Source organism: Paenibacillus andongensis, from assembly GCF_025369935.1.
GTDB lineage: Bacteria > Bacillota > Bacilli > Paenibacillales > NBRC-103111 > Paenibacillus_E > Paenibacillus_E andongensis.
Genome location: NZ_CP104467.1, coordinates 7597473 through 7623391, shown reverse-complemented (window position 1 = coordinate 7623391; position 25919 = coordinate 7597473). Strand labels below are relative to the sequence as shown.

The 25919-nt window shown below is 45.0% G+C and carries 27 protein-coding genes; 23 read left to right on the top strand and 4 right to left on the bottom strand.

Annotated elements, in window-relative coordinates; genetic code table 11:
• Positions 1-119 precede the first annotated feature (119 nt).
• The 5 genes from NYR53_RS34220 to NYR53_RS34200 are packed head-to-tail and all read left to right on the top strand — an operon-like array spanning position 120 to position 5042.
• On the top strand, positions 120-1364 hold the full coding sequence (locus NYR53_RS34220; RefSeq protein ID WP_261303389.1) for a hypothetical protein: 1245 nt from the start codon (positions 120-122) through the stop codon (positions 1362-1364).
• A gap of 60 nt (positions 1365-1424) precedes the next feature.
• Positions 1425-2150, top strand: coding sequence for an ABC transporter ATP-binding protein (locus NYR53_RS34215; protein WP_261303388.1), 726 nt, complete (start codon positions 1425-1427; stop codon positions 2148-2150).
• Entirely contained in the window at positions 2137-2889 is a 753-nt protein-coding gene (locus NYR53_RS34210; RefSeq protein ID WP_261303387.1) for an ABC transporter permease, read from the top strand. Before NYR53_RS34215 ends, NYR53_RS34210 begins: the two co-directional genes overlap by 14 nt.
• A 12-nt stretch (positions 2890-2901) precedes the next feature.
• Positions 2902-4329, top strand: coding sequence for a sensor histidine kinase (locus tag NYR53_RS34205; protein ID WP_261303386.1), 1428 nt, complete (start codon positions 2902-2904; stop codon positions 4327-4329).
• Positions 4330-4346: 17 nt separating this feature from the next.
• Positions 4347-5042: a response regulator transcription factor gene (locus NYR53_RS34200; RefSeq protein ID WP_261306616.1), complete on the top strand. Its 696-nt coding sequence runs from the start codon at positions 4347-4349 to the stop codon at positions 5040-5042.
• 66 nt (positions 5043-5108) lie between these two features.
• Here the strand turns inward: NYR53_RS34200 and NYR53_RS34195 are convergent, their stop codons facing one another.
• Both NYR53_RS34195 and NYR53_RS34190 read right to left on the bottom strand, forming a co-directional pair.
• Complete coding sequence (locus NYR53_RS34195; RefSeq protein ID WP_173185084.1) at positions 5109-5381, bottom strand: hypothetical protein; 273 nt, start codon at positions 5379-5381, stop codon at positions 5109-5111.
• 26 nt (positions 5382-5407) lie between these two features.
• Positions 5408-5599, bottom strand: a complete 192-nt coding sequence (locus NYR53_RS34190) for a YjzC family protein (RefSeq protein WP_261303385.1) — start codon at positions 5597-5599, stop codon at positions 5408-5410.
• 241 nt (positions 5600-5840) lie between these two features.
• On the opposite strand from NYR53_RS34190, the gene rpsF reads away from it, so the two are divergent.
• The 11 genes from rpsF to NYR53_RS34135 all read left to right on the top strand — a co-directional run bounded on the left by rpsF (position 5841) and on the right by NYR53_RS34135 (position 16053).
• Positions 5841-6128: a 30S ribosomal protein S6 gene (gene rpsF / locus NYR53_RS34185; RefSeq protein ID WP_029196141.1), complete on the top strand. Its 288-nt coding sequence runs from the start codon at positions 5841-5843 to the stop codon at positions 6126-6128.
• 34 nt (positions 6129-6162) lie between these two features.
• Positions 6163-6645 (top strand): single-stranded DNA-binding protein, encoded by a 483-nt coding sequence (gene ssb, locus NYR53_RS34180; protein WP_261303384.1) that lies wholly within the window; start codon positions 6163-6165, stop codon positions 6643-6645.
• A gap of 23 nt (positions 6646-6668) precedes the next feature.
• Positions 6669-6956, top strand: coding sequence for a 30S ribosomal protein S18 (gene rpsR, locus NYR53_RS34175; RefSeq protein WP_029196139.1), 288 nt, complete (start codon positions 6669-6671; stop codon positions 6954-6956).
• A gap of 81 nt (positions 6957-7037) precedes the next feature.
• Positions 7038-7376 (top strand): cupin domain-containing protein, encoded by a 339-nt coding sequence (locus tag NYR53_RS34170; RefSeq protein ID WP_261303383.1) that lies wholly within the window; start codon positions 7038-7040, stop codon positions 7374-7376.
• A gap of 73 nt (positions 7377-7449) precedes the next feature.
• Positions 7450-7761 carry a MazG-like family protein gene (locus NYR53_RS34165; RefSeq protein WP_029196137.1) on the top strand — a complete coding sequence of 104 codons (312 nt, stop codon included), beginning with the start codon at positions 7450-7452 and terminating at the stop codon, positions 7759-7761.
• 6 nt (positions 7762-7767) lie between these two features.
• Positions 7768-8682 (top strand): DUF2232 domain-containing protein, encoded by a 915-nt coding sequence (locus NYR53_RS34160; RefSeq protein ID WP_261303382.1) that lies wholly within the window; start codon positions 7768-7770, stop codon positions 8680-8682.
• A gap of 18 nt (positions 8683-8700) precedes the next feature.
• On the top strand, positions 8701-10671 hold the full coding sequence (locus NYR53_RS34155; RefSeq protein WP_261303381.1) for a DHH family phosphoesterase: 1971 nt from the start codon (positions 8701-8703) through the stop codon (positions 10669-10671).
• Positions 10668-11117: a 50S ribosomal protein L9 gene (gene rplI, locus NYR53_RS34150; RefSeq protein WP_056838752.1), complete on the top strand. Its 450-nt coding sequence runs from the start codon at positions 10668-10670 to the stop codon at positions 11115-11117. The genes NYR53_RS34155 and rplI overlap by 4 nt, the downstream gene beginning before the upstream one ends.
• A gap of 662 nt (positions 11118-11779) precedes the next feature.
• Positions 11780-13144, top strand: coding sequence for a replicative DNA helicase (gene dnaB / locus NYR53_RS34145; RefSeq protein WP_261303380.1), 1365 nt, complete (start codon positions 11780-11782; stop codon positions 13142-13144).
• A 789-nt stretch (positions 13145-13933) separates the two neighbouring features.
• Complete coding sequence (locus tag NYR53_RS34140) at positions 13934-15220, top strand: adenylosuccinate synthase (RefSeq protein WP_261303379.1); 1287 nt, start codon at positions 13934-13936, stop codon at positions 15218-15220.
• Between the two features lie 170 nt (positions 15221-15390).
• Complete coding sequence (locus NYR53_RS34135; RefSeq protein ID WP_261303378.1) at positions 15391-16053, top strand: hypothetical protein; 663 nt, start codon at positions 15391-15393, stop codon at positions 16051-16053.
• A 21-nt stretch (positions 16054-16074) separates the two neighbouring features.
• Here the strand turns inward: NYR53_RS34135 and NYR53_RS34130 are convergent, their stop codons facing one another.
• Positions 16075-16335: a hypothetical protein gene (locus tag NYR53_RS34130; protein ID WP_261303377.1), complete on the bottom strand. Its 261-nt coding sequence runs from the start codon at positions 16333-16335 to the stop codon at positions 16075-16077.
• Positions 16336-16679: 344 nt separating this feature from the next.
• Between NYR53_RS34130 and NYR53_RS34125 the strand changes: the two genes are divergently transcribed.
• From NYR53_RS34125 to NYR53_RS34100, 6 genes are all read left to right on the top strand, one after another.
• Entirely contained in the window at positions 16680-18194 is a 1515-nt protein-coding gene (locus NYR53_RS34125; RefSeq protein WP_261303376.1) for a M23 family metallopeptidase, read from the top strand.
• Between the two features lie 213 nt (positions 18195-18407).
• Positions 18408-19127, top strand: a complete 720-nt coding sequence (gene yycF / locus NYR53_RS34120) for a response regulator YycF (protein WP_261303375.1) — start codon at positions 18408-18410, stop codon at positions 19125-19127.
• Between the two features lie 2 nt (positions 19128-19129).
• Complete coding sequence (gene walK, locus NYR53_RS34115) at positions 19130-20962, top strand: cell wall metabolism sensor histidine kinase WalK (RefSeq protein WP_261303374.1); 1833 nt, start codon at positions 19130-19132, stop codon at positions 20960-20962.
• Complete coding sequence (locus NYR53_RS34110; protein WP_261303373.1) at positions 20959-22248, top strand: YycH family regulatory protein; 1290 nt, start codon at positions 20959-20961, stop codon at positions 22246-22248. The genes walK and NYR53_RS34110 overlap by 4 nt, the downstream gene beginning before the upstream one ends.
• Before the next feature lie 35 nt (positions 22249-22283).
• On the top strand, positions 22284-23111 hold the full coding sequence (gene yycI / locus NYR53_RS34105; RefSeq protein WP_261303372.1) for a two-component system regulatory protein YycI: 828 nt from the start codon (positions 22284-22286) through the stop codon (positions 23109-23111).
• Between the two features lie 65 nt (positions 23112-23176).
• Positions 23177-23977 (top strand): MBL fold metallo-hydrolase, encoded by an 801-nt coding sequence (locus NYR53_RS34100; protein ID WP_261303371.1) that lies wholly within the window; start codon positions 23177-23179, stop codon positions 23975-23977.
• Here the strand turns inward: NYR53_RS34100 and NYR53_RS34095 are convergent.
• Positions 23946-24155, bottom strand: a complete 210-nt coding sequence (locus tag NYR53_RS34095) for a hypothetical protein (protein WP_029196124.1) — start codon at positions 24153-24155, stop codon at positions 23946-23948. The genes NYR53_RS34100 and NYR53_RS34095 overlap by 32 nt on opposite strands.
• 298 nt (positions 24156-24453) lie before the next feature.
• On the opposite strand from NYR53_RS34095, the gene NYR53_RS34090 reads away from it, so the two are divergent.
• Entirely contained in the window at positions 24454-25677 is a 1224-nt protein-coding gene (locus NYR53_RS34090; protein WP_261303370.1) for a S1C family serine protease, read from the top strand.
• Positions 25678-25919 lie beyond the last annotated feature (242 nt).

Below are 25919 nucleotides of genomic sequence, written 5' to 3'. Positions count from 1 at the left end.
AGTGTCAATGTAAGAGTTAATACTTTGTTAATAATCCATTTAGATGGATTCAATAAGCGTATATTAAAATAAATAGTAAGGAAACGTTTCCCGCAAATTGTGTTTAAAGGAGAACAAAGATGAAACTTAGCAAAAAATCAATTACTGTACTTTCATTTACGCTTGGAGCTTGTCTGTTTGTATCTACCGCTTTCGCCGATACGCTGCTTGGATCCGGGTATGATCGGTTGAAAGATTCGGTCAAAAACACGGCTGCTCTGATGGAAAAGGGTCTAAACAACTATACGGTCGAGGCGCTGTATTCATTGAAAGATAATGATCAAACCTTGCTTCAAGCGTCCACCTTCGCGAAAATGGATACAGTAAACCAGCTGTCTGAGGAAAATACGGTGACTAAAACCGCAAAGGGCGAAACCACCTCCAATTATTCGTATTCTGACAAGAAGCAATCAGTTAGGAAAAGCGGTACGGATAATACCTATTACGTAACCGAATATCCGGCTGATGTGAACCGAAAAGGGCCAGCTGATTTCAGTAATCCTTTTAAAGAAAAGGGAGCAGCGGAGATAGAAAAAATTGTAGACGCTGTGGTTGGCTCTCTGAAAGATTATGTGCAAGTAGAGGAAGGGACTGACGGCGGAAAAGTGTACTCGGGAAGCTTGTCCGAGGCACAGGTGCCGGCTGTGGTGAATGCAGTCTCCTCCTTTGGTATCAAGCAGATGCTTAATGATGAGAGAGATTTACCGGAAATAGAGAAAGATATTTTTGTGAAAAAGGTTGTGGGTACGGCAGTAGAAAATAAAACAGGCTATCTTGAAAATGTGACGGGTGAGATAACCCTGTCAGGAAAAGATAAAAACGGTGTTCAACATGACTTAAACTTAAATGTCATTGTAAAGCTTTCTGCGATTGGCAATACGAAGATTGCCATGCCTGACCTAAAAGGCGCAAAGGTTGAGAAGGTCAGTTATTCGGGCGGATTCAGCAGTAAATATGTGGGAACATATAAAAATGATATCATTATGGACAAAGACGGTAAGTTCGTGAAGATTGGCGAGAGAACGGTTGAAATCACAAGCGTAGACGGCGATAAAGTGACAGGAAAGTATTCAGAAACCGTTTATCCTGGTTTTGAGAGCGAGTATCCAAACAAGGATGCATTTAACTTTGAATACAATCCGGCAACATCTTCAACTTTTACTTACACAGATGCGAAGGGCGAACAGAAAAACGGAACGATTCATCCAAACTCTGCTGGCAAGATTTATTTTGAAATGAGTATAGAGGTCATTGATAAAAACTCGTGGAAATCTAGCAGCTTGAAACCATACTATGATGGAGAATTTAGACGCATATTTGAATAGAAATGATGTTCAGGAGGCGGCGGATAGCGGCTTCCTGAGCATTTTTAGGGAGATGATGAATTGACAGTCAAGGCGATTGAAATAAACGACTTAACCAAGTCATTTAAGAATGGCCGGGGAATCAGCGAGTTGAATTTAGAAGTAGATCAAGGGGATATTTTTGGTTTTCTAGGACCAAATGGCGCTGGGAAGACGACAGCCATGAAGATGATAACAGGACTTATGAAGCCGGATCGTGGCGATGTGAAGATTTTCGGAGCGAGCATTTTAGAAGACTACGTCAATGCGATGAAGTATGTAGGCTGTATGATTGAAACAGCGGAATCTTATCCCTATTTGACGGCAAATGAAAACCTGAAGCTTTTTGCGAGATTCTATCCAGAAATTGATCAGCGGAGAATTGATGAATGTCTTGAAATCACGGGGATGCTGAAATATAAAAATGAGAAATCACAAAAATTTTCGCTCGGGATGAAACAAAGACTGGGGATAGCGGCGGCGATTCTATCGAAACCGAAACTGTTAATTTTGGACGAGCCTTTAAACGGACTGGATGTAGAGGGGATGCTGGAGATGAGGAAGTTGATCAAACAGCTTTCCCAGGAAGGCACGACTTTTTTTATTTCCAGCCACCTGATTCACGATGTGGAACTAACGTGCACAAGAATCGGAATTATTTACGGAGGCAAGCTGGTCAACGTAGAATATACCCAAAATATTCTATCTTATTATTCGTCGCTTGAGAACTATTTTGTTAGTGAGGTGGACAGAAGTGGCAGGGTTTAAAGCTGCATGTATGAATGAAGCCGTGAAGCTGCTTAAAAAGAAAAAAATGATGGCAGCCGCGATATTGTCCATCCTTGCCGTTATGATCGGGCAAATTGCCGTAACAACGATAAAGCATGGCCTTGGATTAAGAGTTGTAGGGAGTGTTGAATTTCCCATCGTAGTTCTGTCGTTTATTGCTTATACACTTTTACCATTATTCGCTATTTTTGTGGCGATCGATATGTTTAACGGTGAATCCTCATCGAATACGATGAAAATAACACTTTTAAGACCGGTCTCCAGATTCGGTGTTTTTAGTGCGAAGGTTTTGAATTTAGCTCTATTTATTGCTGGGAACCTTGTGTTTGTTATGGTTCTTTCGCTGCTGGTTGGTTTTATATTTAATCCTTCGTCCGCCAGCCTGCTTGGGATCGTCAAGGTCATTGTGTCATATGGCTTAACTTTTTTTCCTGTATTTGTGTTTGCACTTATCGTTGTGCTGTTATCCAATGTGATTCAGGGAGGACTAGCCGTATTTTTCCTCTCCATTCTTGTGTTTATTGGTTTTAATTTTCTGGGCATTGTGTTCTCATCCTATTCGAGTTTCTTTATCACGTCGATGTTTGACTGGTATACCCTCTGGATTTCGGAATCGATCAATGTCTTTAAAATAGTCCGGCAGATTTTAATCATGTCAGGTTGTGGTATCATGTTATTTACTACAGGGTATTACTTGTTTGACAGCAAGGATGTATAGAAAGGAATATACATGCACTTAACGAAACGATTTTTCACGATGAATACGCTGGCTGTGCTGCTTTCCATTGGTTTGACGATCCTGGCTGTCATTATTTTTGTGGCTGCTTATACGAAAGTTTTTAGCCGCGAAGCCGATATGAAGGAGTTTCAAAAAGTGTTCGAGGTCAGGGCAGCGATCAGTGAGATCAAAAGAGAAGCACAGACCTTGGGGTTCGAGCAACTCTTGGATAAGAAATATCAACAAGAGCTCTCTGATCGAGTGAACGTTTTGGGTGCCAGTGCCATTATTTTAGTGGGTAGAGAGGTTAAGTACGCCACTCAAAATTTTAATAAAATAGATATCGAGAAAAGCCTAATGCTGTCCGGCGACAAATCTAATCACGATGAGATAGAGCTTGATGGCAAAATGTATATGTTTACCCGAGCGGATTACAAACTTTCGTCTGGCGATACGGGCATTCTGCTGCTGCTTGCGCCAGTCAAAGTGAAAACAAGCTTTTATATGCTGCTTGGCATTTTTACGGTCAGTTTTTTCACGGTTGTTTTTTTGCTAATGAATTTTTGGATTTCGTATAAGTTTTCACGCGGAATTATTTTACCGATTTCCAGATTACAGGACGCCGCTATGAAAATCAGGGAAGGGGATCTAAGCGACGAGATTTCCGAAGAAGGCGAAGGCGAGATTCGGGAATTAGGCAGAACCTTGGAGTTAATGCGGATCAAGTTGAAGGAGTCTGTCTATTTGCAGCAAAAATATGATGATAACAGGAAGTTTTTAGTTTCAAGTATTTCTCATGACTTAAAGACGCCTGTGACTTCCATTAAAGGATATATCGAAGGGATTATCGATGGGGTAGCCAAGACACCTGAGAAAATGGAAGAGTATCTGGAAACCGCCCGATCCAAAGCAATTTTGGTAAACGCGATGATTGATGATCTCCTTTTATATTCTAAGCTCGATTTGAACCAGCTTCCTTACCATTTTGAGAAGAGTGATTTGGCGAGTTATTTCGAGGATTGCGTCGCGGATCATAAATATGAGTGTGAAAAGGCTAATTTAGCCTTAGCGTTAATAAATGAATTAAAGGAGCCTGTCAAAGTATTAATTGATCGTGAAAGATTAAAGAGGGTCGTACAAAATATTCTTGATAATGCTATGACATATGCAGAAAAGGCAAATGGCAAGATTGACATTATTCTCAGGGAAACTAGAACGTCTGCTATTATAGAAATTAAGGACAATGGAAAAGGAATACCCGAGAACAAACTTCCCTACATATTTGAACGATTTTATCAGGTAGACCCTTCAAGAAAAAGCGGCAGTGGGCTGGGTCTTGCTATAGCGAAGCAAATTATAGAAGGGCACGACGGGAAAATATGGGCTAAAAGCGCTGTAGGTGAGGGAACAGGGATCATGATATCTCTTAAGAAGTTCTAACATGTCTGGAGGTTATGATGAAAAGAATTTTGATTGTTGAAGATGACCAAAGTATTGCCAATCTGCAAAAGGATTACCTTGAGCTCAGCGGTTACTCGGTAAAAATGGTGAACAGCGGATCAGCGGGTTTGAGAGCTCTAAAAGAGGAAGAGTTTGAGCTTGTTATATTAGATATCATGCTGCCAGATATGGATGGGTTTGAAGTGTTGAAAAAAGTACGTGAGCAGGATGATATTCCAGTGCTTTTGGTATCGGCGAGAGCAGAGGAAATTTATAAAATTAACGGTTTAGGCCTCGGTGCGGATGATTATATAACAAAGCCGTTCAGTTCGGGTGAGCTGGTAGCAAGGGTTGGCGCCCATCTGAAAAAGTTTGAGCGGATGAAAGAGCGGTTTGGAAAGGGGAATGAGGGAAGCACGATCCAGGTTAGGGGCCTTGAGATTCAAAAGGATGCCAGAAGAGTTTTTGTGAACGGAAATGAAGTCGTTCTGGCTCAAAAGGAATTTGATCTGCTTCTGTTTCTTTTGCAGTATCCTAATCGGGTATTTGGCAAGGAAGAGCTTTTTGAGAGGATCTGGGGGATGGATGCGATGAGCGACGCCTCTACGGTAACGGTTCATATCGCTAGAATCAGAGAGAAAATTGAGGAAATCCCATCTAAGCCCCAGTATATAGGAACAGTTTGGGGATCAGGATATAGGTTTATGGTTTGACCATTCAATTGAAAAAAGCTAGCCCTTAAGCAGGTATACTACAAGGGCTAGCTTCTCATTCAATTACTAATGACTCCTATCACGCCTTCTGTAGCTGACAGAGAAACGGTCAATGATATATCCAACCAGGGCCCATGAGGCGATCGTTAACGCATAAATGATGAGCATTTTAAACATAGAAATCTCATAGATGTTCGTAAATGTTGATGCAAACCATGCTGGTACACTAAGCGCGTAGAACAGCATATAAAAGGCATCATGATCATGAAATAAATAATGAACCAAGCACAAGGCAGCACCTAGGAAGGTGAAAAGCCAGGTAAACGTGGTAGTTCTCATAGCTCATTCTCCTAGTTCATGGGAACTTATTTTAGCGTTATCTTTTTTCGATGCCATTTTCGATTGTGGTTACTATTTTCCGGGAAAGTGTCACCTTTTTTCAACGTAACGGTTTTGGGATTCTTGATACCCATGTGAAAAGCATTTTCGCCGATTTCCATATACTCGCCGTCGTTAGGAACATGATCGCCAGCATTGAATTCTGTCCATTCACCCACGATGATCACCTCTTCTCAAGAATAACATCGTCTATTAGATTACCCCTTTGGAGGGGAAGCATGTATCAATCCCATTACCAGCTTCCTCCTTCGCATTTTATTAGAGAAAAACTTGTAATCTGTCGCTCGATTTGCTATAGTATTCAGGTGCGAGTTTTGAATAAGAATCCTCGCTCCTTGCTCCTTTGCTTGTCTGACAAGCTTAAAAAGGAGCCGCTTAGTCCAAAAGGAGGTGAAATACATGCGCAAATATGAACTGATGTACATCATTCGTACTGACGTTGAGCAAGAAGTTGTTCAATCTACAGTAGAAAAGTTCCAAGGCATCATCACGAACGGTGGGGGAGAAATCTCCAAACATGACCTGATGGGCAAACGCCGTCTTGCGTATGAGATCAATAAGTTCCGTGACGGGCACTATGTGCTGGTACACTTCAACGCAGAACCTGCTGTTGTAACTGAACTTGATCGCGTACTTAAGATTTCGGACGAAGTCATTCGTCACTTAATCGTAAACGACGTAGCTTAATGCATGCCAGTATTTTCGTCAGGAGGGTTGTTCCATGTTGAACCGTGTTATTCTTATCGGTCGATTGACCAAAGATCCAGAACTTCGTTATACACCAGCTGGCGTAGCTGTTACACAATTTACACTTGCAGTAGACCGCCCTTTCACGAATTCACAGTCGAAAGAACGGGAAGCGGACTTTATCAATATCGTTACGTGGAGGCAGCTTGCTGAAACATGCGCGAACTATTTGCGTAAAGGTCGTTTAACAGCAGTGGAAGGACGTATTCAGGTACGGAATTACGACAACAATGAGGGCAAGCGCGTTTATGTGACCGAAGTTATTGCCGATAATGTACGTTTCCTTGAATCCAGCAACAGCGGTAATCGCGAAGAAGGCGGATCGTCTAACGCAAACGCAAGCTACGGCGGCGGAAGCGGCAGTGGCAATCGTGGCGGTGGATCGCGCGAACAGCAGGATCCTTTCATAGATGACGGAAAACCGATCGATATTTCCGATGATGACTTGCCATTCTAAAGTAGAAAGGACTGAACAAACTAATGGCTTTCCAAAAAAGAGATAACAACAGTGAAGATCGCGGCGACCGCAAATTTGCTCCTCGTGGTAAAGGCGGTAAAGGTAAACGTCGTAAGGTTTGTTACTTCACAGTAAACAAAATCAAGCACATTGACTATAAAGATATTGAAACTCTTAAAAAGTTCATCAGTGAGCGCGGGAAGATTCTTCCTAGACGTGTAACTGGTACTTCCGCTAAGTACCAACGTGCATTGACGATCGCTATCAAGCGTTCCCGTACAATCGCATTGTTGCCTTATACAACGGAATAGGGTTAAACCAAGAAGGCAGCTGTATCTAACGGCTGTCTTTTTTGTATGCCAAGAAGCAACCGACGAGGGGAGAAACCAATCGTGAAAATCCACAAAGAGCAGGCAGAACACTACATATGGGGCGATAATTGCGACGGCTGGTACCTAGAGCGGGATGTGGATAGGACCATTATTCAAGAGCGGATGCCCGCGGGAACGAGTGAAATTAAGCATGTGCATCAACAGGCGAAGCAGTTTTTCTTCATTTTAAGTGGAGAAGCTAAGATGTGGATTGATGGTACGGACATCACCCTGAAGCCGCAGGAAGGTTGTACGATCTTACCCGGTATTCCGCATCAAATTCGTAACGAATCCTTGGATGATGTCGAATTTCTAGTGATTTCAACACCATCAACGCAAGGGGATCGAACAGCTCTGTAGAGGCTTTCTTTTCTTGTGCCTATTTGTGGTATAATTGACACAATAGTCATTGCTGAATGAGGAGAGATGACGGTTGCTGAATAGGGAGAAGGATGTTGACCTAGCCAGACGGGCCAAAGTCATTGAATGGCTCAAGACAGAAGTCGTAGATCATGTAGCTCATCTGCTCAAAGGCATATGGGAAGGCAGCCATGTGAAGATTGTTGATGGATTAGCCAGCTTAATTTCGAGCGGTTACATCCTGGGCAGAAGACTAGGCATTTCCTTTCACAGTTTAGACGAAGCTATTGTTGAGAAAATGAAGAAGCACCGCCAAGAGGGCCATCAACTTGAGGACTGGTACGGCGACATTTCATCGCTAGAAGAACATTTACGTAAGAGGTGAGCCCGGTTGGGGAAACGAAGTTGGCAAAGCATCATATGGAGCGCAGTGACGATCGTCTCATTGCTATCTCTAATGACGCCTTTTATTATTTTCACATTTAGTTTTCTCATGATTCCAGTTCTGATGTTATATGTAAAATCAAGCACAAGGCGTTTCGTCATTAGCTATGTGCTCAGCTTGCTCGTTGTTTATATCCTTACCCAATGGCAGGGAATATTCCTTATGTCGGTTTCTCTGTTCTTCTTACCGCCTGTTCTGGTCATGGGTAACTTATATAAACGTAAAGCAGCGGCAAGATCCGTGTTAACGGCAGGGATTATCACGATTCTGGCAGAGTCTCTGGTGAGTCTTGTTATCGGGTATGCGCTCGGATTTGATCCGATTGCCAGGTTCAAACAATTCATGATGGAAAGTATAGCGAGCATGCCTCCAGGGATCCGCGATATTTTGCCGAAAGATCAGGATTGGTATGTCAATTTCATTGTGCAAGTGATTCCTTTGTATTTAATTTTCGTTGCCCTATTCTACACATTTGTCTCTCACGGCATCAGCCGCTGGCTGCTTAACAAAACAGGAGAAGGGATTCCAGGATTGCGCCCAATGAGGGAGTGGATGCTGCAGAAATCGCTTGTCTGGATCTATTTAATTGTATTTGTGTTAGATTTATTTGTTAATCCGGCTTCAATTTCGATGATCTCTACGTTACTGATGAATGCGATGCCGCTGCTTATGCTAGCTTTCGCTATACAGGCGATTTGTTTTCTATTCTTTGTTGCTCATGAGAACAAGTGGAAGCCTATACTGCCAATTGTAGCGATTGTAATCGTTTGTTTCATGCCTCCTTTATTTATCGTATACAGCTTATTAGGGGTATTTGATGTTGCGTTTCCAATCCGAGAACGGTTCAAGAAAAATATATAGGATTAGGAGCTAGTTCGAATGCCGAAGTTCCTTTTAAAGCGGTGGCACGGTCAGCATATCGTGTGGATTTTCGTCCTACTCATCATTTTGACAGCCATTATTTATATGTTCAAATGGTGGCTGGGCCTTACAGCCCTCCTGTTCTGCGGGGTATTGGCCTACTTTACGCTGCAAGCGGAGACTGCTTTTCGCAGAGAATTAAATACGTACGTCGGAACGATTACACATCGGGTGAAAAAAGCGGGCAATGAAGTGATGAGCGGCCTTCCCATCGGAATTATTTTATATAATGAAGAGAAGCGCATCGAGTGGCACAACCCTTTTGTGGCAAAAATGCTTGAGAAGGATTCGGTCATTGGCGAGTCGCTGTTTGAATTCTTCCCTGATTTGAAAAATAAAAAGGACAAGAACGATAAAAGTGATAAGCTGGAGCTGTCCATTGGAAAATTTATTTATCAAGTATGGATTCGGCCCGAGGAGCGGTTGCTTTATTTCCGTGAAATAACGGAGCAGGCGATTCTGGCGAAGAAGTATGAAGATGAGAAAACGGCGATCGGCATCGTGATGATGGATAATCTGGAGGAGTCGACGCAAGGTCTCGATGATCAGACACGCAGCATTATGCTGGCTAAGGTGACGGGTGAGATTACGGAATGGGCTCAGAAGTATCAGCTCTATTTGCGCCGGACGTCGTCGGATCGTTTCCTCATTCTGATGGATCAGAAGGCATTGCGCCAACTGGAACAAACGCGTTTTGAAATCCTGGATGAAGTGCGGGATTTGACGATTGAAAATAAGCTTCCTTTGACGCTTAGTATTGGGATCGCTTCAGGAGCTGAACAGCTCATGGAACTTGGTCAAATGGCACAGATGGGACTAGACATGTCACTCGGCCGCGGCGGCGATCAGGTAACGGTCAAAGTCGGGCAGCGACTTTCCTTCTATGGCGGAAGAACGAATGCGGTGGAGAAGCGTACGCGGGTTCGAGCTAGAGTCATTTCTCACGCATTGCGTGATCTAATGAAGGATAGCGATAAAGTGATCATCATGGGTCATCGGTTTCCCGATATGGACTCCGTTGGTGCAGCGGTTGGTGTCTTGAAGGCTGTACAGGTTGTCGGCAAGGAAGGCTACATTGTTCTTGAGGGTATCAATCCCTCGATTCAGAAGGTGATGGAGACGATTGCTGCCGATGAGCGGCTGCATCGTTGGTTCATTACGCCGGAACAGGCGATGCAAATTACGACACAGCGCTCGCTGGCGGTTGTTTTGGACACACATAAGGCGTCCATGGTAGCCGAGCCTAAGCTGCTGCAGCAGACGCACAGGGTCGTGGTGGTCGATCACCATCGACGTAGTGAGGAGTTCATCCATGATGCGACACTCGTCTATATGGAGCCGTATGCGTCCTCAACGTGTGAGCTTGTGACGGAGCTGCTTCAATATATCAATGAAAAACTAACCATGGAAGTGTTAGAGGCAACGATGCTGCTGGCTGGCATCGTTGTTGATACGAAGAGTTTCAGTCTCCGTACAGGGGCAAGAACCTTTGAAGCGGCATCCTATTTGCGTCGAAATGGCGCTGATTCCGCCTTAATTCAGCGATTGCTGAAGGAAGATCTCGATTCGTATATCGAGAGAGCGGAAGTCATTAAACATACAGAAACGATTTACGAGCACATTGCATTGGCAGTTGCTGAGCCAAATCGCAAATATTCTCAGTTGATGATTGCGCAAGTAGCTGATACATTGTTGAATATGACGAATATTATGGCATCCTTTGTCATCGCCGAACGGCCGGACGGATTAATCGGGATTAGTGCAAGATCGCTGGGACAGATGAACGTTCAGATCGTGATGGAGCGTCTGGGCGGAGGCGGGCATTTAACGAATGCCGCTACGCAGATCGATGGCACCTTAGAGGAAGCAACGAATCGGTTGAAGAAAGTATTAGAGGAAATGCAGGAAGAGGAGGGACTTTTCGAATGAAAGTAATTTTACTAAAAGACGTAAAAGGCCAAGGTAAAAAGGGCGAAGTGAAAGAGGTATCTGAGGGCTACGCACAGAATTTCTTAATCGCGCAGGGGCTTGCTGCTCCAGCTACACAAGGAACTGTTAAGGTGCTTGATAATCAGAAAAAAGCCGAGCAGCGCCGCAAGGATCAAGAGAAAGCTGATGCGCAGGCACTTGGTGAGAAGCTTGGTGAAATGACTGTTCAAATCAAGGCGAAAGCCGGTGAAGGCGGACGTCTTTTCGGAGCCATCCCTAGCAAGCAAATCGCAGAGATTCTAGAGAAGCAGTACAAGATCGTAATCGATAAGCGCAAAATCGTGCTGGAAGATCCAATTCGTACGCTAGGCGTAACGAAGGTTGCTGTGAAACTGCATAGTGAAGTAACGGCTAGCTTGAACGTACATGTGACGGAAGAGAAGTAAGAGCTAAGCTTATGGAGCGTAGGTATTGCGTTGTTTTGGAGCAAGTAGAAATAGGGATCCAGAGCTATAGAAATAACGTTCCAGAGCAGAAAACAGCGTTGCGGAGAAAGAGAAACAAACGTTCAAGAGCAAGAACATGGATGAAGGTAAGAGTCCCTTGGAGGGGCTCTTATCTATTGTGTGGTTATACCACGGTTGTTGATAGTGTCTTGAAATGATAGATTGGCTGGTAGGAAGTAATTGTAGCGCCGACTTAGGTGCCATCTTTTGCAGCGATGATGTAAAAGTGCAGCTAATTCAGCATCTATCAGCACTTTCAAGCGATTTCATGCAAAAAGTGCAGCTAATTGTTCGAATACGAACCCATGAAGTCCGAAGTATGGATATTTGATGCACTAAATACATCAATTCTGCTCAAAATGTGAAATAAACGGTGATTTGCTGCACTTTTTGCATCTAGTTACTTTTAGCTCATAGAGTTGCAGCATGGATGAATATGAACAGAATGATAGAATACTTGGAGTAGCCAACTATATGTGCCTAGTTCCGGGAATAAGAGCAAGGTTAAGACTTCTAATCTATGAAGTTGCTGAATTAGGACGAATAGCGGTCAGTTAAGAGCTTATAAACTAACTAACGAAAAGAAAGGCGGGTACAGCAGCATGAGCGGGGATAATATGTTTATGGATCGTGTACCCCCACAAAATATAGAAGCCGAGCAAGCCGTACTCGGCGCTATTTTGATTCACGGCGAAGCCTTGATTACCGCCATGGAGCGAATATCAAGCGACGACTTCTATCGTGGAACACATCAACGCATCTTCGAGGCGATCGTAGAACTCGCAGAAGAGCAGGAGCCTGTCGATCTGATCACGCTTACGTCACGGCTGCAGAACAAGCAGCAGCTTGAAGAAATCGGTGGCGTGACGTATCTTTCTGAGTTGGCTAACGCGGTGCCAACCGCAGCAAACATTGACTACTACGCGGCTATCGTCGAGGAGAAGTCGATGTTGCGCCGCCTTATCCGCACAGCGACCCAAATCGTCTCCAATGGCTATGCCAATGAGGACGATGTAGGGTCGATGCTCAGCGAGGCGGAGGCCAAGATCCTTGAGATCTCGCAGCGCCGCAGCTCAAGCGGGTTCGTGGTTATTCGCGACGTGCTCATGGAAGTATTCGAGAAAGTCGAGCAGCTTTACTCGAATAAGGGAGGGTCAACGGGGATCCCTTCGGGCTTCATTGACCTCGACAAGATGACGTCCGGCTTCCAGCGCTCGGACCTTGTTATCTTGGCCGCCCGTCCTTCGGTCGGTAAGACCGCGTTCGCGCTGAATGTTGCGCAGAATGTGGGCGTGCGGGCCAAAGAAACCGTCGCCATCTTCTCCCTGGAGATGGGCGCGGCGCAGCTCGTACAGCGTATGATCTGCGCGGAAGCGAACGTCGACGCGAACCGCATGCGGACGGGGTATCTCGAGGGCGACGACTGGGAGAAGCTGACGATGGCGATAGGCGCCTTGTCCGAAGCGAACATCTTCATCGATGATTCACCGTCGATTACGGTCGCGGACATCCGCGCCAAGTGCCGTCGACTGCAGCAGGAGAAGGGGCTCGGCATGATCCTCATCGACTACCTGCAGCTGATTGCCGGCCGTGGTAAAGGCGATAACCGTCAGCAGGAGGTCTCTGAGATCTCCCGTACGCTGAAGCAAATTGCGCGTGAGCTCAACGTTCCGGTCATCGCGCTCTCGCAGCTGAGCCGGGGTGTAGAGCAGCGGCAAGACAAGCGTCCGATGATGTCTGACCTTAGGGAATCGGGATCGATCGAGCAAGATGCCGACATCGTAGCGTTCCTCTACCGGGACGATTACTACGATAAGGAATCCGAGAAGAAGAACATTATCGAGATTATTATTGCTAAGCAGCGGAACGGTCCTGTAGGAACCGTAGAGCTGGCTTTCTTGAAGCAATTTAATAAGTTCGTGAATATGGATCGAAGTCATCAGGAAGCAGCAGCCGCGCAGTATTGACGGCTGTTTTTTTTGCGAACTTTAACGAGAAGGAGTGACTACGGTTGTGGTAAGCCTGCAATTGTACATGCCTTTTTTCTTTGAAAAGCTCCTATACCTAAATTCCTGCAATCGTGCAGGCTTTTGTGGTTTTCTTTTATTCTTAGGATGGAGAAGCTAAAAATTCCTGCATAATAGCAGGCTTTTTTTCTATTCAAACGATTTTAGCAAAAATACCTGCACTTTCGCAGAAATGTGGGACGTTGAAATAATTGTTCTGCTCGTACCACACGAATTCAACATTACATGGAACCACATTCTTCCCTATGCACAAAAGAATGGGTTTACACTAAGCACCTAAGGCAGAGCCTGAGGTTTTTTCTAGTTTTTATTTTGCGAACCTATTAGTATGCGCAATATCCGAACGATTATACAGGCACCTGTGTAATCGTTCGTTTTTCATTGACTTTGCTCAGGGGGACTGCTACACTAGAGACGGTGAAAAACCTTGGTCGAATGCCTGCTTATAGCAAGGCAACTTCGAAATAAGGTCGTTTTTCATGCCGTAAGGTAGGTTCCCTTCCTGCAGATGACTGCCGAAGAAACCTGGATGTTCCTTTGCGGTGAGTAAGCCCTCGGAACCGGTTCACCAAGTGTGTAACGGTGTATAGAGGTATTTGCATCGCCAGAGGGAAAGTACGATGGACGCTAGACGCTTTAGCGCTTTAATGAAGTCCAACTTCTCTCTGTGGTACTAAAGCCATAACGGCTCATTATGGGTGATTCGTCACCGTACGGAGGTAAGTGCATATGTCAACGGTTGTTGTTGTCGGTACGCAATGGGGAGATGAAGGAAAAGGGAAAATCACGGATTTCTTAGCGGAATCTGCTGAGGTTGTTGCTCGTTATCAAGGTGGTAACAATGCAGGCCATACGATCATTATTAGCGGGAAGAAATATAAGCTAACGATGATACCTTCAGGTATTTTTTACAAAGATAAAGCTTGTGTAATCGGGAATGGTATGGTAATTAACCCGGCTGCGCTCATTGAAGAAATTAACTACATTCATGATAATGGTTTTACAACGACGAACCTCAACATCAGTGACCGCGCGCATGTCATTATGCCATACCATTTGTTGCTTGATGGCCTGGAAGAAGATCGTAAAGGTGATAGCAAAATCGGTACGACCCGCAAAGGGATCGGACCTTGTTATATGGATAAAGCAGCTCGCAACGGTATTCGTATTGCTGATTTGATGGATGCGGAAGAGTTCGAGTTGAAGCTTAGACGCATCGTAGCTGAGAAAAATGTTGTGATTGAGCAAGTATACGGTTCGAAAGGGCTTGATGTAGAGCCGATTCTTAAAGAATACCTCGAATACGCGGAAGTGATTCGTCCATATGTTACCGATACGTCGGTTGTATTAAACGAATACATTGATCAAGGCCGCAGAGTGCTGTTCGAAGGCGCACAAGGTGTTATGCTGGATATCGACCAAGGCACATACCCGTATGTTACTTCTTCGAACCCAACTGCGGGCGGCGTATGTATTGGTTCCGGCGTAGGACCAACGAAGATCCACAACATTATTGGTGTGGCCAAAGCATATACGACTCGTGTCGGCGATGGCCCGTTCCCAACGGAACTGGACAATGAGATCGGTGCTTGGATTCGTGAAAAAGGTTTTGAATACGGTACAGTAACGGGTCGTCCACGTCGTGTTGGTTGGTTCGACAGCGTTGTTGTTCGTCACGCAAGACGCGTTAGCGGCATCACGGGTCTATCCCTCAATTCCATTGACGTTCTGACAGGTCTTGAGACGGTGAAAATTTGCACAGGCTACATGTACCGCGGCGAGCTAATTGAGCACTACCCAGCAAGCCTGAAAGCTATCTCCGAGTGTGAAGCGGTATACGAAGAGATGCCGGGTTGGACAGAAGACGTATCCGGCGCACGTACGCTGAGTGACCTGCCTGAGAATGCGAGACATTATGTGGAGCGCGTTTCCCAGCTGACAGGCATTCCAATCGCGATCTTCTCCGTAGGTCGTAACCGTGAGCAAACGAACCTGGTTCGTCCAATCTACGCATAATCATAACCAAATGAAGCGTAATGTTCGCTTTTTCCTGAATAATTTAAGAAATCCTCTAGGCTGTTTGCAGCTTAGAGGATTTCTTTTTTATCAAAAAGGGATTTAATGGAGATGATTCCGTCAATACTGGGAGGGAGGAACATGATTATGCGCCAGGAGTGATAGCGAGTATGAAATTAATAGCATGGTTAGGTAAGATCGTCATTGGAACAGTCCTGATTACATCGATAACGATGTTTACGACATGGTATGTTGTAAATATGTACGTGGAGGATATATTTCGACAATATCAGATCCCAGCTTTGGGTAAAAAGGTTCAATTTAACGAATTTGCTGCAAGATTGGCGGGGGAGCTGAATATAGTTATGCGTAGAGACGGGGGGAAGCAAGCTGCCCCATCTGAAAGCCCTGCACCTACGAAGCCTGTTCCTAGTCTCAACCCGTCTGGAAGCCTCACAAACCCTAGTTCAAACGATCAACTTCCCGCAAGTGGAGTTAGTTCTAGTGACGGTGGAGATGCTTCCCAAGGAGCCAAGGATGATGCCATAGCCGTTATGGGAAGAGCGAGAAGTGAAGCGAACGATCAGAAAAAGGAACTCGTCATGTCGACGGAGGATTTTGCCAAAAAGAAAGAAGCTCTGTCCAGCGACGATAAGATGAAAATATTTTCTCTAGTTGTTGCTAAGCTGCCGCAAAGTGACGTGCAGAATCTATCCGTTTTGCTCGAAGATGGGATCACGACAGAGGAGTTAAAGCAAGTCAATGACACGCTTAAAAAGTATTTAAGTGAGAAGGAATTGAAGCAGCTTACAGATATTCTAAGCAAATATTAATCTTTTCTTTACTTGGATGGATTAGTGGAGTTGTCCGCCGTATTTGATAATCGTATCCTCAGCTTGGCGATAGCGTGACTTCTCAACACTTACTGTGAGTGCAAAGGAGGGCTCAGCAGCAAAGCTGTCTACGGATTGAATGAAGCTGTCAGCATGTTGAACAGAATTAGGCACAAAGCCATTATCGAATTTGATATCTAGTACACCTTGCAGTTTAAGTACTTCAGCCGCCTGCTCTAAATTATCCCTATTTTGGAATGTAGCCGCCAAATTAATTTCCATCGATAATGTCCCCTTTCAATGTTTCATGCAAATTTGTCAATTCTTGTAGCTAAGCGCAAAATCTCTTGGGTTTTCATACAAAAAAATGAATAATTAGAGCCTTCTTTTGGTGATGGACACGAATCTATCACATGGATATCGAGTATTTTGTTGAAATAGGCAGAGAAAGTGTGTTAAATTTAACAAAAGGAAGACATCCTTTATGGATATTATGTCTAATCAAGGTTTATTTATGTATCTAGAAGTAATTAATCATTAGCGTGCAAATTGAATAATTACTTCATGGATGCAAAACCGTTCAAAGGGAGAAGATCATGACAGGTTTCAGGGGAATGCGCTTTGTCATGGATCTCATCAAGAGATTCACGCCTAAGCGAGAAAGCTTGACCGGAAATGAATCAATATCAGACAAGCAGCTGGAAGAATCAACGACAACAACGACGCTAACGGTAATGAAACGACATAAATGGTCTCTTGCACTGGGAGTTAGTGCGATCGCTCTAACTGGAGTAATTACGTTTGCCGGACATCAATATGTAGAAGCTGGCATGGTGAATGTGTATCATGTAAAGCTGGATGGCCAAGAAATAGGTATCGTAAGCGACAATAAGATTATTGATGAATATAAGCAAAGAAAACCGCAAGAAGTGCAACAAAAATTCCCAGATGTCCATGTCGTGCTGAAAACAAATAGAGTCACCTACGAGCCTGAAAAGGCTTACAATGTAAAATCGGATGATTCAGCTGTTTTGGCAACACTTGATGAGCTGCTTGTGCCGCAACCGGTCGGCATCGAATTGAAGGTAGATGGGAAAACCATCGCCATTGTAAAGGATCAGCAGACGGCTGATCGGATTCTTGAACAGGTAAGTGCACCCTTCGCGCCTAAAGCCAAAGAAACCGCTAAGGTAGCTGCCTTATCAACAGGGATAGGTGAGGATATCACCACAGCACCGTCGGAACTCGAGAAAGTAGAGTTTGTTCAACAGGTGGATACCAAGGAAGTTCCTATCGAGCCGAATGACTTGGCTAAACCGGAAGATGTCGTTCAAAAGCTCAAGACCGGTGATGTACAGCCTGCCAAGTATACGGTTGTCGAAGGAGATTGTGTCTCCTGTATCGCCAAGAAACTAGGGATTACGAAGCAATTCATTTATGATAAGAACCCCGGCCTTCAAGATGATAAGCTGAAAATTGGCAACCAACTTGATGTGACGGTGCTCAAGCCAACGCTCTCTGTTAAGACAACAGAACGGGTTGTGCAGAATCAGGAGATTCAATACGACACCGAGTATGTGAAAGATGATTCACTTCGTGTAGGCGTTGTTCAACCGATAACCGCTGGGAAGAATGGGCTGAAGAAGGTTACGATTCAAGTTACGAAGGTCGACGGGTTAATGACCGAAGAAAAGCTTGTGAATGAAGAGATCATTGATAATCCTGTTATGGCTAAGGTGAAAAAAGGAACAAAGGTCATTCAAGGCGAAGGCTCAGGGAAGTTCGCGTGGCCTGTCGTTTCTCCAAGTATTTCAAGTACGTTCGGCATGCGTTGGGGCAAGCTCCACAAAGGAATTGATATCACAGGCAACAAGAATATCATGACGGCCGATAACGGCAAAGTCACGGAAACCGGCTACAAATCCGACTACGGCAATTATATCATTATTAATCATTTGAACGGTTACGAGACGTTATATGGCCATTTGAGCAAAATCACCACCACCGAAGGTACAATCGTCGAGAAGGGCGATAAAATCGGAATTATGGGAAGTACAGGCGACTCCACGGGTGTTCACTTACATTTTGAGATTCACAAAAGTGGCAGTTTAGAAAATCCTTTAAAATATTTAAACCGCTAATTATAGATAGAGGCAAGGTCTAACGGGACAACTCGGGGGACCTTGTCTCTTTTTTCCACATTTAGAAAGAATAAGTTTCGATTTGCCTCGGGTAGAGGGCTTCTCACTTAAATATATGATAAAATAGAGGAATAGTATGCTGGAAATAGGCTGACTTTACATGCTCGTCCCTGTAGGACGAAGTCATTTATTCTTGAGTAGGCGGTGGTAGGTTTGTTTGGTAAAATTCTCGTGGTGGATGACGAACAACCGATTGCAGATATTTTGAAATTTAATTTGGAAAAAGAGGGCTACCAGGTCATCTGTGCGTATGACGGGGGAAGCGCTGTAGAGCTTGCTTTCTCTGAACAGCCTGATTTGATATTGCTGGATCTCATGCTGCCAGTGAAGGATGGAATGGATGTATGCCGAGAGGTTCGCTCGAAGCTGAATACTCCTATTATTATGCTCACAGCGAAAGATACAGAACTGGATAAAGTGCTTGGCCTAGAAATGGGTGCAGACGACTATGTGACCAAGCCATTCGGCACCAGGGAGCTGCTTGCCCGGGTGAAGGCGCACCTGCGCAGACAGACGAAAGCGCAGTCGGCTCCAAGCGAGTCGGACACGCAGCGGAATGGGATGCGTATTCATGGCCTGTTTATCGATAACGACATGTACATGGTGTATAAAGATGGCACTCCGCTCGATTTGACGCATCGGGAGTTCGAGCTTATTCAGTACTTGGCCAAAAATTCAGGCAAAGTGATGACACGCGAGCACTTGCTGCAGGCGGTGTGGGGCTTTGAATATTTCGGCGACGTACGAACAGTCGATGTAACGATTCGGCGCTTACGCGAGAAGCTGGAGACGGACCCGAGCCGTCCTGAGTATATTATGACACGCAGGGGCCTAGGCTATTTAATGCGCAGTCCTAAAGCCGGAGGCTTCTGAGCATGAAGGGCATCCGCTTCTTTCAATCGATTCAAGCGAAGCTGATTATTATTTATGTCTTACTCATTCTGATTGCGATGCAGCTCATTGGCGTGTATTTCTATAAGACGGTGGAGACGTATTTCAAGAATGACTTTTTGGCTTCACGCAACAGTCAGGTGACGCTGCTGGCCGGCTTTGTGGGGCCCTACCTCACAGGGGATCAGGACAGCAAGAACGCTGCTGAAGGCAAGAAGACGTATGCGGATTTGAACGAATTCGTTAGCAATTTATTTTCTATTAATAATGCGGAAATTCAAATTATAGATGCGAATGGGAACGTCATTAGCACATCGGTTCCGAATCATTTGAAACAAAAAAACACACAGCCGGAAGTCATCAGGGCGCTGCAGGGGATTAAAGATAACCAACGGATCTTCACGGATGGGGATGGTTATCGGAAGGTCATTATCGCCAAGCCGGTAGGCAGCGGTGCCCGTGTTCTGGGTGCGGTATACATTATCGCTTCCATGGAAGATGTGTATAAAACGATCCGATCCATTAACCGCATCCTTATCTCAGGAACCTTGATCGCTCTAGGGCTAACCGCTATTCTGGGCGTGCTTCTTACCAGCACGATTACGAATCCGATCAAAGAGATTACGAAGCAGGCGACGGCTGTCGCAGAAGGAAACTTTGATCAACAGGTTATTATTCAAGGGACCGATGAGATTGGGCAGCTCGGTCAAACGTTTAATTTTATGATGAATCGGCTCAAAGAAGCGCTCTCGCTGAATGAAGAAGAGAAGGAGAAGCTTGCTTCGATCTTAACGAATATGAATGACGGGATCATCGCCACGGACGATAGAGGGCATGTCATCGTGCTTAACCGCAGGGCGAAGCAGATTCTACAGACGGAAGAGGAAACGACGCTTGGGCTGGACATATCTGAGGTACTCGGTATTCCGATGGATACGATTCGCGGTTTCCTTCAAGGTCATGTTAGTACGACACTGCTGGATATTCATCTCCCCGATGATGACGAGCAGCTGTCCGTGCGTATCACGTTCACGCCGATTCATCGCCGAGGTGAAGGGCAGAACGGGATTATTGCGGTGCTGCAGGACGTAACGGATCAGGAGAAGCTGGAGCAGGCGAGACGCGAGTTCGTCGCCAACGTGTCGCATGAGCTGCGTACGCCGCTGACGACGATTAAGAGCTATCTGGAAGCGCTCGATGATGGCGCGATTGAGGAGCCGCAGCTGGCCTCACGCTTCATAAGCGTAACGCGCAGCGAGACGGAGAGGATGATCCGCTTAGTGACGGATCTCTTGCACCTTTCGAGGCTTGATTCCAAGCAATCGATGATGAGTAAATCCTCGACGCTTGTGAGCGAAATGCTGGAGGAGGTAGCCGACCGATTCTCCTTCCAGCTGCAGCAACGCAAGATCCAAATTCTAATTCATGTGGAGCAGGGCGTGACCAGCTTACTGCTCGATCGGGATAAAATTGATCAAGTACTCGACAATCTCGTGTCGAATGCGATTAAGTATACGGGTGATGAAGGGGCCATTCGGCTGGAAGCGAGAAGGATCGAGAAGGATGTTTTGGAAATTTCGGTTCAGGATAATGGAATCGGCATCCCGAAGAAAGATCTGTCCCGCATTTTTGACCGATTCTACCGTGTAGATAAAGCACGTTCTCGTAATATGGGCGGTACTGGGTTAGGGTTATCTATTGCCCGGGAAATAGTAAAAGCACATGGCGGCTCGATCAACTTGGAGTCGGAATTGGGACAAGGAACTCGTGTTGTATTCCTACTACCGATTCAGCAAGAGGAGGAAGATGAGCTATGATCGAGAGTCTGAAATCCATCCTACTTGTTGTCCTGATTGGGACGAGCTTGTACCAAAGCTTCTATCTAGCTTCTTACACCCCGCCGAAGATTGAGCCTATTCAACAAAGTAATTATGTTCAAACAGAGACATTAGGAAAGCAATCGGAGCTGCATGACATGCTGTTCCCTGATCAAATCATTGTTCACTTAGGTAATCAGCAGCACTCTGTTTTGTATCCTAACAATTACTATTACACACGACTGCTTGATAATATTAAACAGCGAAGCTTTAAAGGCTTTCGCAAAACGTCGATGTATTTGGTCAACGTGAACTGGGAAGAAGTTCGAACGAAACAGCAAGGGGTTGAGATTCGCTTCCGAGACGGTATTCCTTTTACAATTCTTCAGCAGCTGCTGCGGATTGAAGGTGAAATGCCGGTTGATAATGATAAAATAACGAGGATTTGGATTTATTCGAAGGGCAATAACGAGGATGTGCGTGCTTTCTTCTTTACGGATTCCCCTGGCGTTGGGTACGAAGTCATCTCGGCCGATTTTACAAGTAAAGATGTGGAAAATTTCGCGGCGTTTGGTGACCTGACAAACCTATACAAAACGACAAACAGCGGGGAGTACTATCTCCCAATAAAGCCGCTTCGACTTTCGAACTATATATTTAGTTACAGCTTGTTGACGGCAGATCAATTGAAACAAAGCCTGTTCGTTGATCCGGGTATTACACGATATCTCAAAGAGCGCGACGGTTCTGAAATTTATACGGACAGCAAGCGCGGTTTTCAGCTAAATCGAGATCTGCGGTGGGTTACGTATTCGGATCCTGTTGCACCCGTAGAAAGTAAAACTGAGGTATTGGATGACTTGCAGGCAGGTATTAAATTTATTAATCAGCATATTGGCTGGGATGGGAAATATATGGTTTCTCGCACGCCGCAGAAGCAGTTAATCGATAATCACTCGTTCACATTCCGGCAGTACTATGAATCCTTACCGATTATTACGCCGCAGACTGAAGGCTATGGATCTATGAAAATGCAGGTTCAGAAGGGGATTATATCCGGATTCGAGAGGTCGATGATTATTCCCGATCTGAAGACGGTACAGCGGCGTGATTTCGAAATCATGTCTGGTGAAGCTTTGGAAGGAAGGCTGCAGTATTACCAGAAGCGTTCTAGTATCGTGTCTATTTTCCCAGCGTATCGTCCGGTAATAACGGATAAGACGCTTGTATTGACAGCAACTTGGGCTATTGAACTGCGTGATGGCACGTACGATTTTGTGGAGTAGGCATGTTCCATTTCTGAGGAAAGGTTGGTGAGGTCATGAATTGGAGTCGGGCTAAAACGATTTTGATTTGTTCCTTTTTGATGTTGAATTTGATTCTTGGTTTCCAACTTTGGTCCACCAATCGTTCCAATCAGACGGAAATCGCTTTGGACACATCAAGTGCCGTAGAAGAGCTAAATAACGCGCTCCGAAGCAAAAATATAAGGTTAACGGATGAGCTGCCGACAGATCAACCGAAGATGAAAGTCATAACGGTGAAGTACGACGATAATATGAAGCCCAGTGAGCTGAAGACGCTGAAAACACCCATTAACATGAGTAATCTTCTTGGTAAAGGGGCTAGTAAAGAAGTTCAAGCGCAATCGGAGATTCCGAATTTTGGTCTATACCAATTGGATTCGGCGGTTAGTCGAAATGGTGTGTATGTTTTCACGCAGCTATATGGCAAGATTCCTCTCTTCGATGTGAGAGTAGAACTGAGTGAGAAAAACGGAGAAATTACCAGTTACCGCCAAGCTTATGTTGAAGTAGAATCAGGAGTAGAGCAGGGTGAGCAGAAGCTGATCCCCGCTCAGTTAGCTGTTCGCAGCTTAGTGGACAACTATTTGAGTGATGGCGCCATTATTACAGAAGTCAGACTAGGGTATCACGGGCAGCCGTATAATTCAGAAACGCAACCGATGTTTCCGCACTGGCGGATTACGATCGATAACGGAGATATTTATTATTTGCAAGCTTTCAATGGAGCGGTTGAGTCTCCGCAGAAAGGGTCTGAATTGGCTCCATTCGGTACACAAGCGGATGGTGCGAAAACATCGGAGAATCCTGATAAAAACGGGGATAAGAGTACGGATAAGAAGTAGGCAAATGGGATAGTCAACAATGGACGGCTAGATGGATGACTTGTAAGCATAGAGGAGTAGGGAAGATGGGTATGAGGTTTACGGTACTGTCGAGCGGTTCGACGGGTAATGCAACAGTGGTTGATAATGGTGAAATCAAGGTGCTGATTGATGTTGGATTTAGCGCCAAGAAGATGGAGCTGTTAATGAAGGAACGTGAGCTCGAGGCGAGCAGTATTGATGCCATTCTGGTCACACATGAGCATTCGGATCATATTAAAGGGCTGGGGGCGCTAGCTCGCAAATATGACTTGCCTATCTACGCGAATGAAAAGACTTGGGTAGAGCTGGACCGTCAAATCGGTGTGATCGCAGAAGGCAACAAGAGGGTCATGGAAACAGGAGGTGTCGAGGAATTCGGCACGCTGCGAGTTGAATCATTCGGAATCTCACATGATGCAGCGGAGCCGGTGGGGTACTGCTTTTATGAAGGGGAACAGAAGTTAAGTGTAGTAACGGATTTGGGATATATGAGTGAGAAGGTCAAAGAAAAAATTGCGGATTCAGATAGCTTGGTACTGGAGACGAATCACGATGTGGACATGCTGCGCGTGGGGCACTATCCATGGAGTATTAAGCGACGTATCCTTGGAGACAAGGGGCATTTATCCAATGAAGCCGCAGGGGAAGCGCTCTGTGACGTGTTGACGCACAAGACGAAGTCGGTCTATATGGCGCATTTGAGCCGTGACCATAATTTAATGGATTTGGCCAGGCTAACGGTGAATAACATAGTACAAGAGCGTGCCCCTGAAGCTAAACAGCTGCGGCTGATGGATACATATTTTGACCGCTCTACGAAATGGGATGTATTGGATTCGGAGTAAGCGCGGCGTCGAGCTCTTTGGATTTGAGCTGGATCTCCTGCGCGGTGATGAGACCCTTATCGATCAGAACTTGAATGAGAGATGAGAGGACGAGGGACTGGTGGTAGTGGCTGTCTTTGAGGTCAGCGAGCTTACCAATCATGTTTATTTCATCAAAATGGGAAGGAATCCGGTTCATTCTGGCATTCTCCTTTATTTGTCTGATTTAATTTTTCAGTTAACTCTAGTATTTCGTTAAGAGATTTGGTTTACTATTATTGTAGGCAAGAAGTGAAGGAAACATTCCTATTATTGAAAAATATAAGGTTAGATTGAAAGAACAATCTAGAGATAACATTAAACATTTTAAGGCGAGATCGAGAAACAATCTAAAGTTAACAATAAACAATCTAGGGCGAGATTGAAAAAATTTAGATAACAATTATCCGAGGCGAGAGCGGCATAGCTTAACCCCCGTCAGCGAGGAGGGACCCGATATGAGTTTGTTTGATGATGATTTTTATTCCACCAAAAGGTCCAAACAGCGCCAGGATACTTGGCGTCCCAAAGGGACAGGGGCATTCACAAGCTTCGCGGGCCGCAGACGGAATGTGGCCCTCATTGCTGGAGTTGGCGGAGCGTTAGCCATGCTTTTGCTGGTCGGAATAGTAGCTAGCTTCGGGAAAAGTGATCCATCTGGGACTGCGTTAGCAATACCAGCTTCTGCGGCAAAAGCCGAGGCGCATCCGATGAACAGCAACGATTCCGTTGTGGCGGCAACGGAGAAAATAAAACCTGCCGTGGTCAGCGTTATTTCCTCGAAGAAAGATGATAAAGGGCAAGAGACCGGACTCGGGATTGGCTCGGGTGTTATTTTCGCACGGAATGGTGATAAAGTTCGAATTGTAACGAATAGTCACGTTGTTGAGAACGGGAACCAGTTCGAAATTGTTAATTTCCAAGGTGAGCATCGCAAAGCAACCCTAATTGGTCGGGATCGGATTACGGATCTAGCCTTACTGGAAGCGGATGGAAAAGACATCAAGGTGCTTGCTGAATTCGGTGACTCCGAAACGCTGCGAGCAGGGGAAATGGCGATTGCAGTAGGCAACCCGCTTGGACTTGGATTCTCGCCAACCGTTACCCAAGGCATCATTTCTTCGCCGAAACGAACGATACCAGTTTCACTGTCACGTGAAGGAACCGATTACGACTGGGAGATGGACGTTATCCAAACGGATGCGGCTATTAACCAAGGGAACAGCGGCGGACCGCTGGTGAATATCGAGGGCAAGGTTGTCGGAATCAATTCCATGAAGATATCGGATACGGGCGTGGAAGGGTTAGGTTTTGCCATTCCAATTAATAGTGTGAAGCCGATTATTGAGAGTTTGATCAAGGATCACAAGGTGAAAAGACCGTTGATAGGTGTTTCGACGCAGGAACTGCAAGCTTTTAAAGGGACGGATGTATTAAAGCTCCCTGCAGATGTGAAGACTGGAGTTATCGTCTTCGATGTGTCGGGACCTGCCAAAGAAGCGGGCCTCAAAGCGCAGGATGTCATTGTCCAATTGGATGACCGCAAGATTGACAGTACGATCTCGTTGCGGAAATATTTGTACAATGAGAAGAAGATTGGCGATAAAGTCAGCGTGGTTTATTACCGCGGCGGTAAGAAGCTGAATGCGGTGGTTACTTTGGTTGAAGCGATGGATAAGTGATTGTGATGAGTGATTGTATTGAAGTGCTAAGTGATCAAAGATAAGTGATGAATTATGAATGATGAATTATGAATGATGAATGATGAATGATGAATGATGAATGATGAATGATGAATGATGAATGATGAATGATGAATGATGAATGATGAATGATGAATGATAAGTGAAAAGTGATAAGTGATAAGTGATAAGTGATAAGTGATAAGTGATATTTGAAGAGATATAAGATATGCGTGGATAGA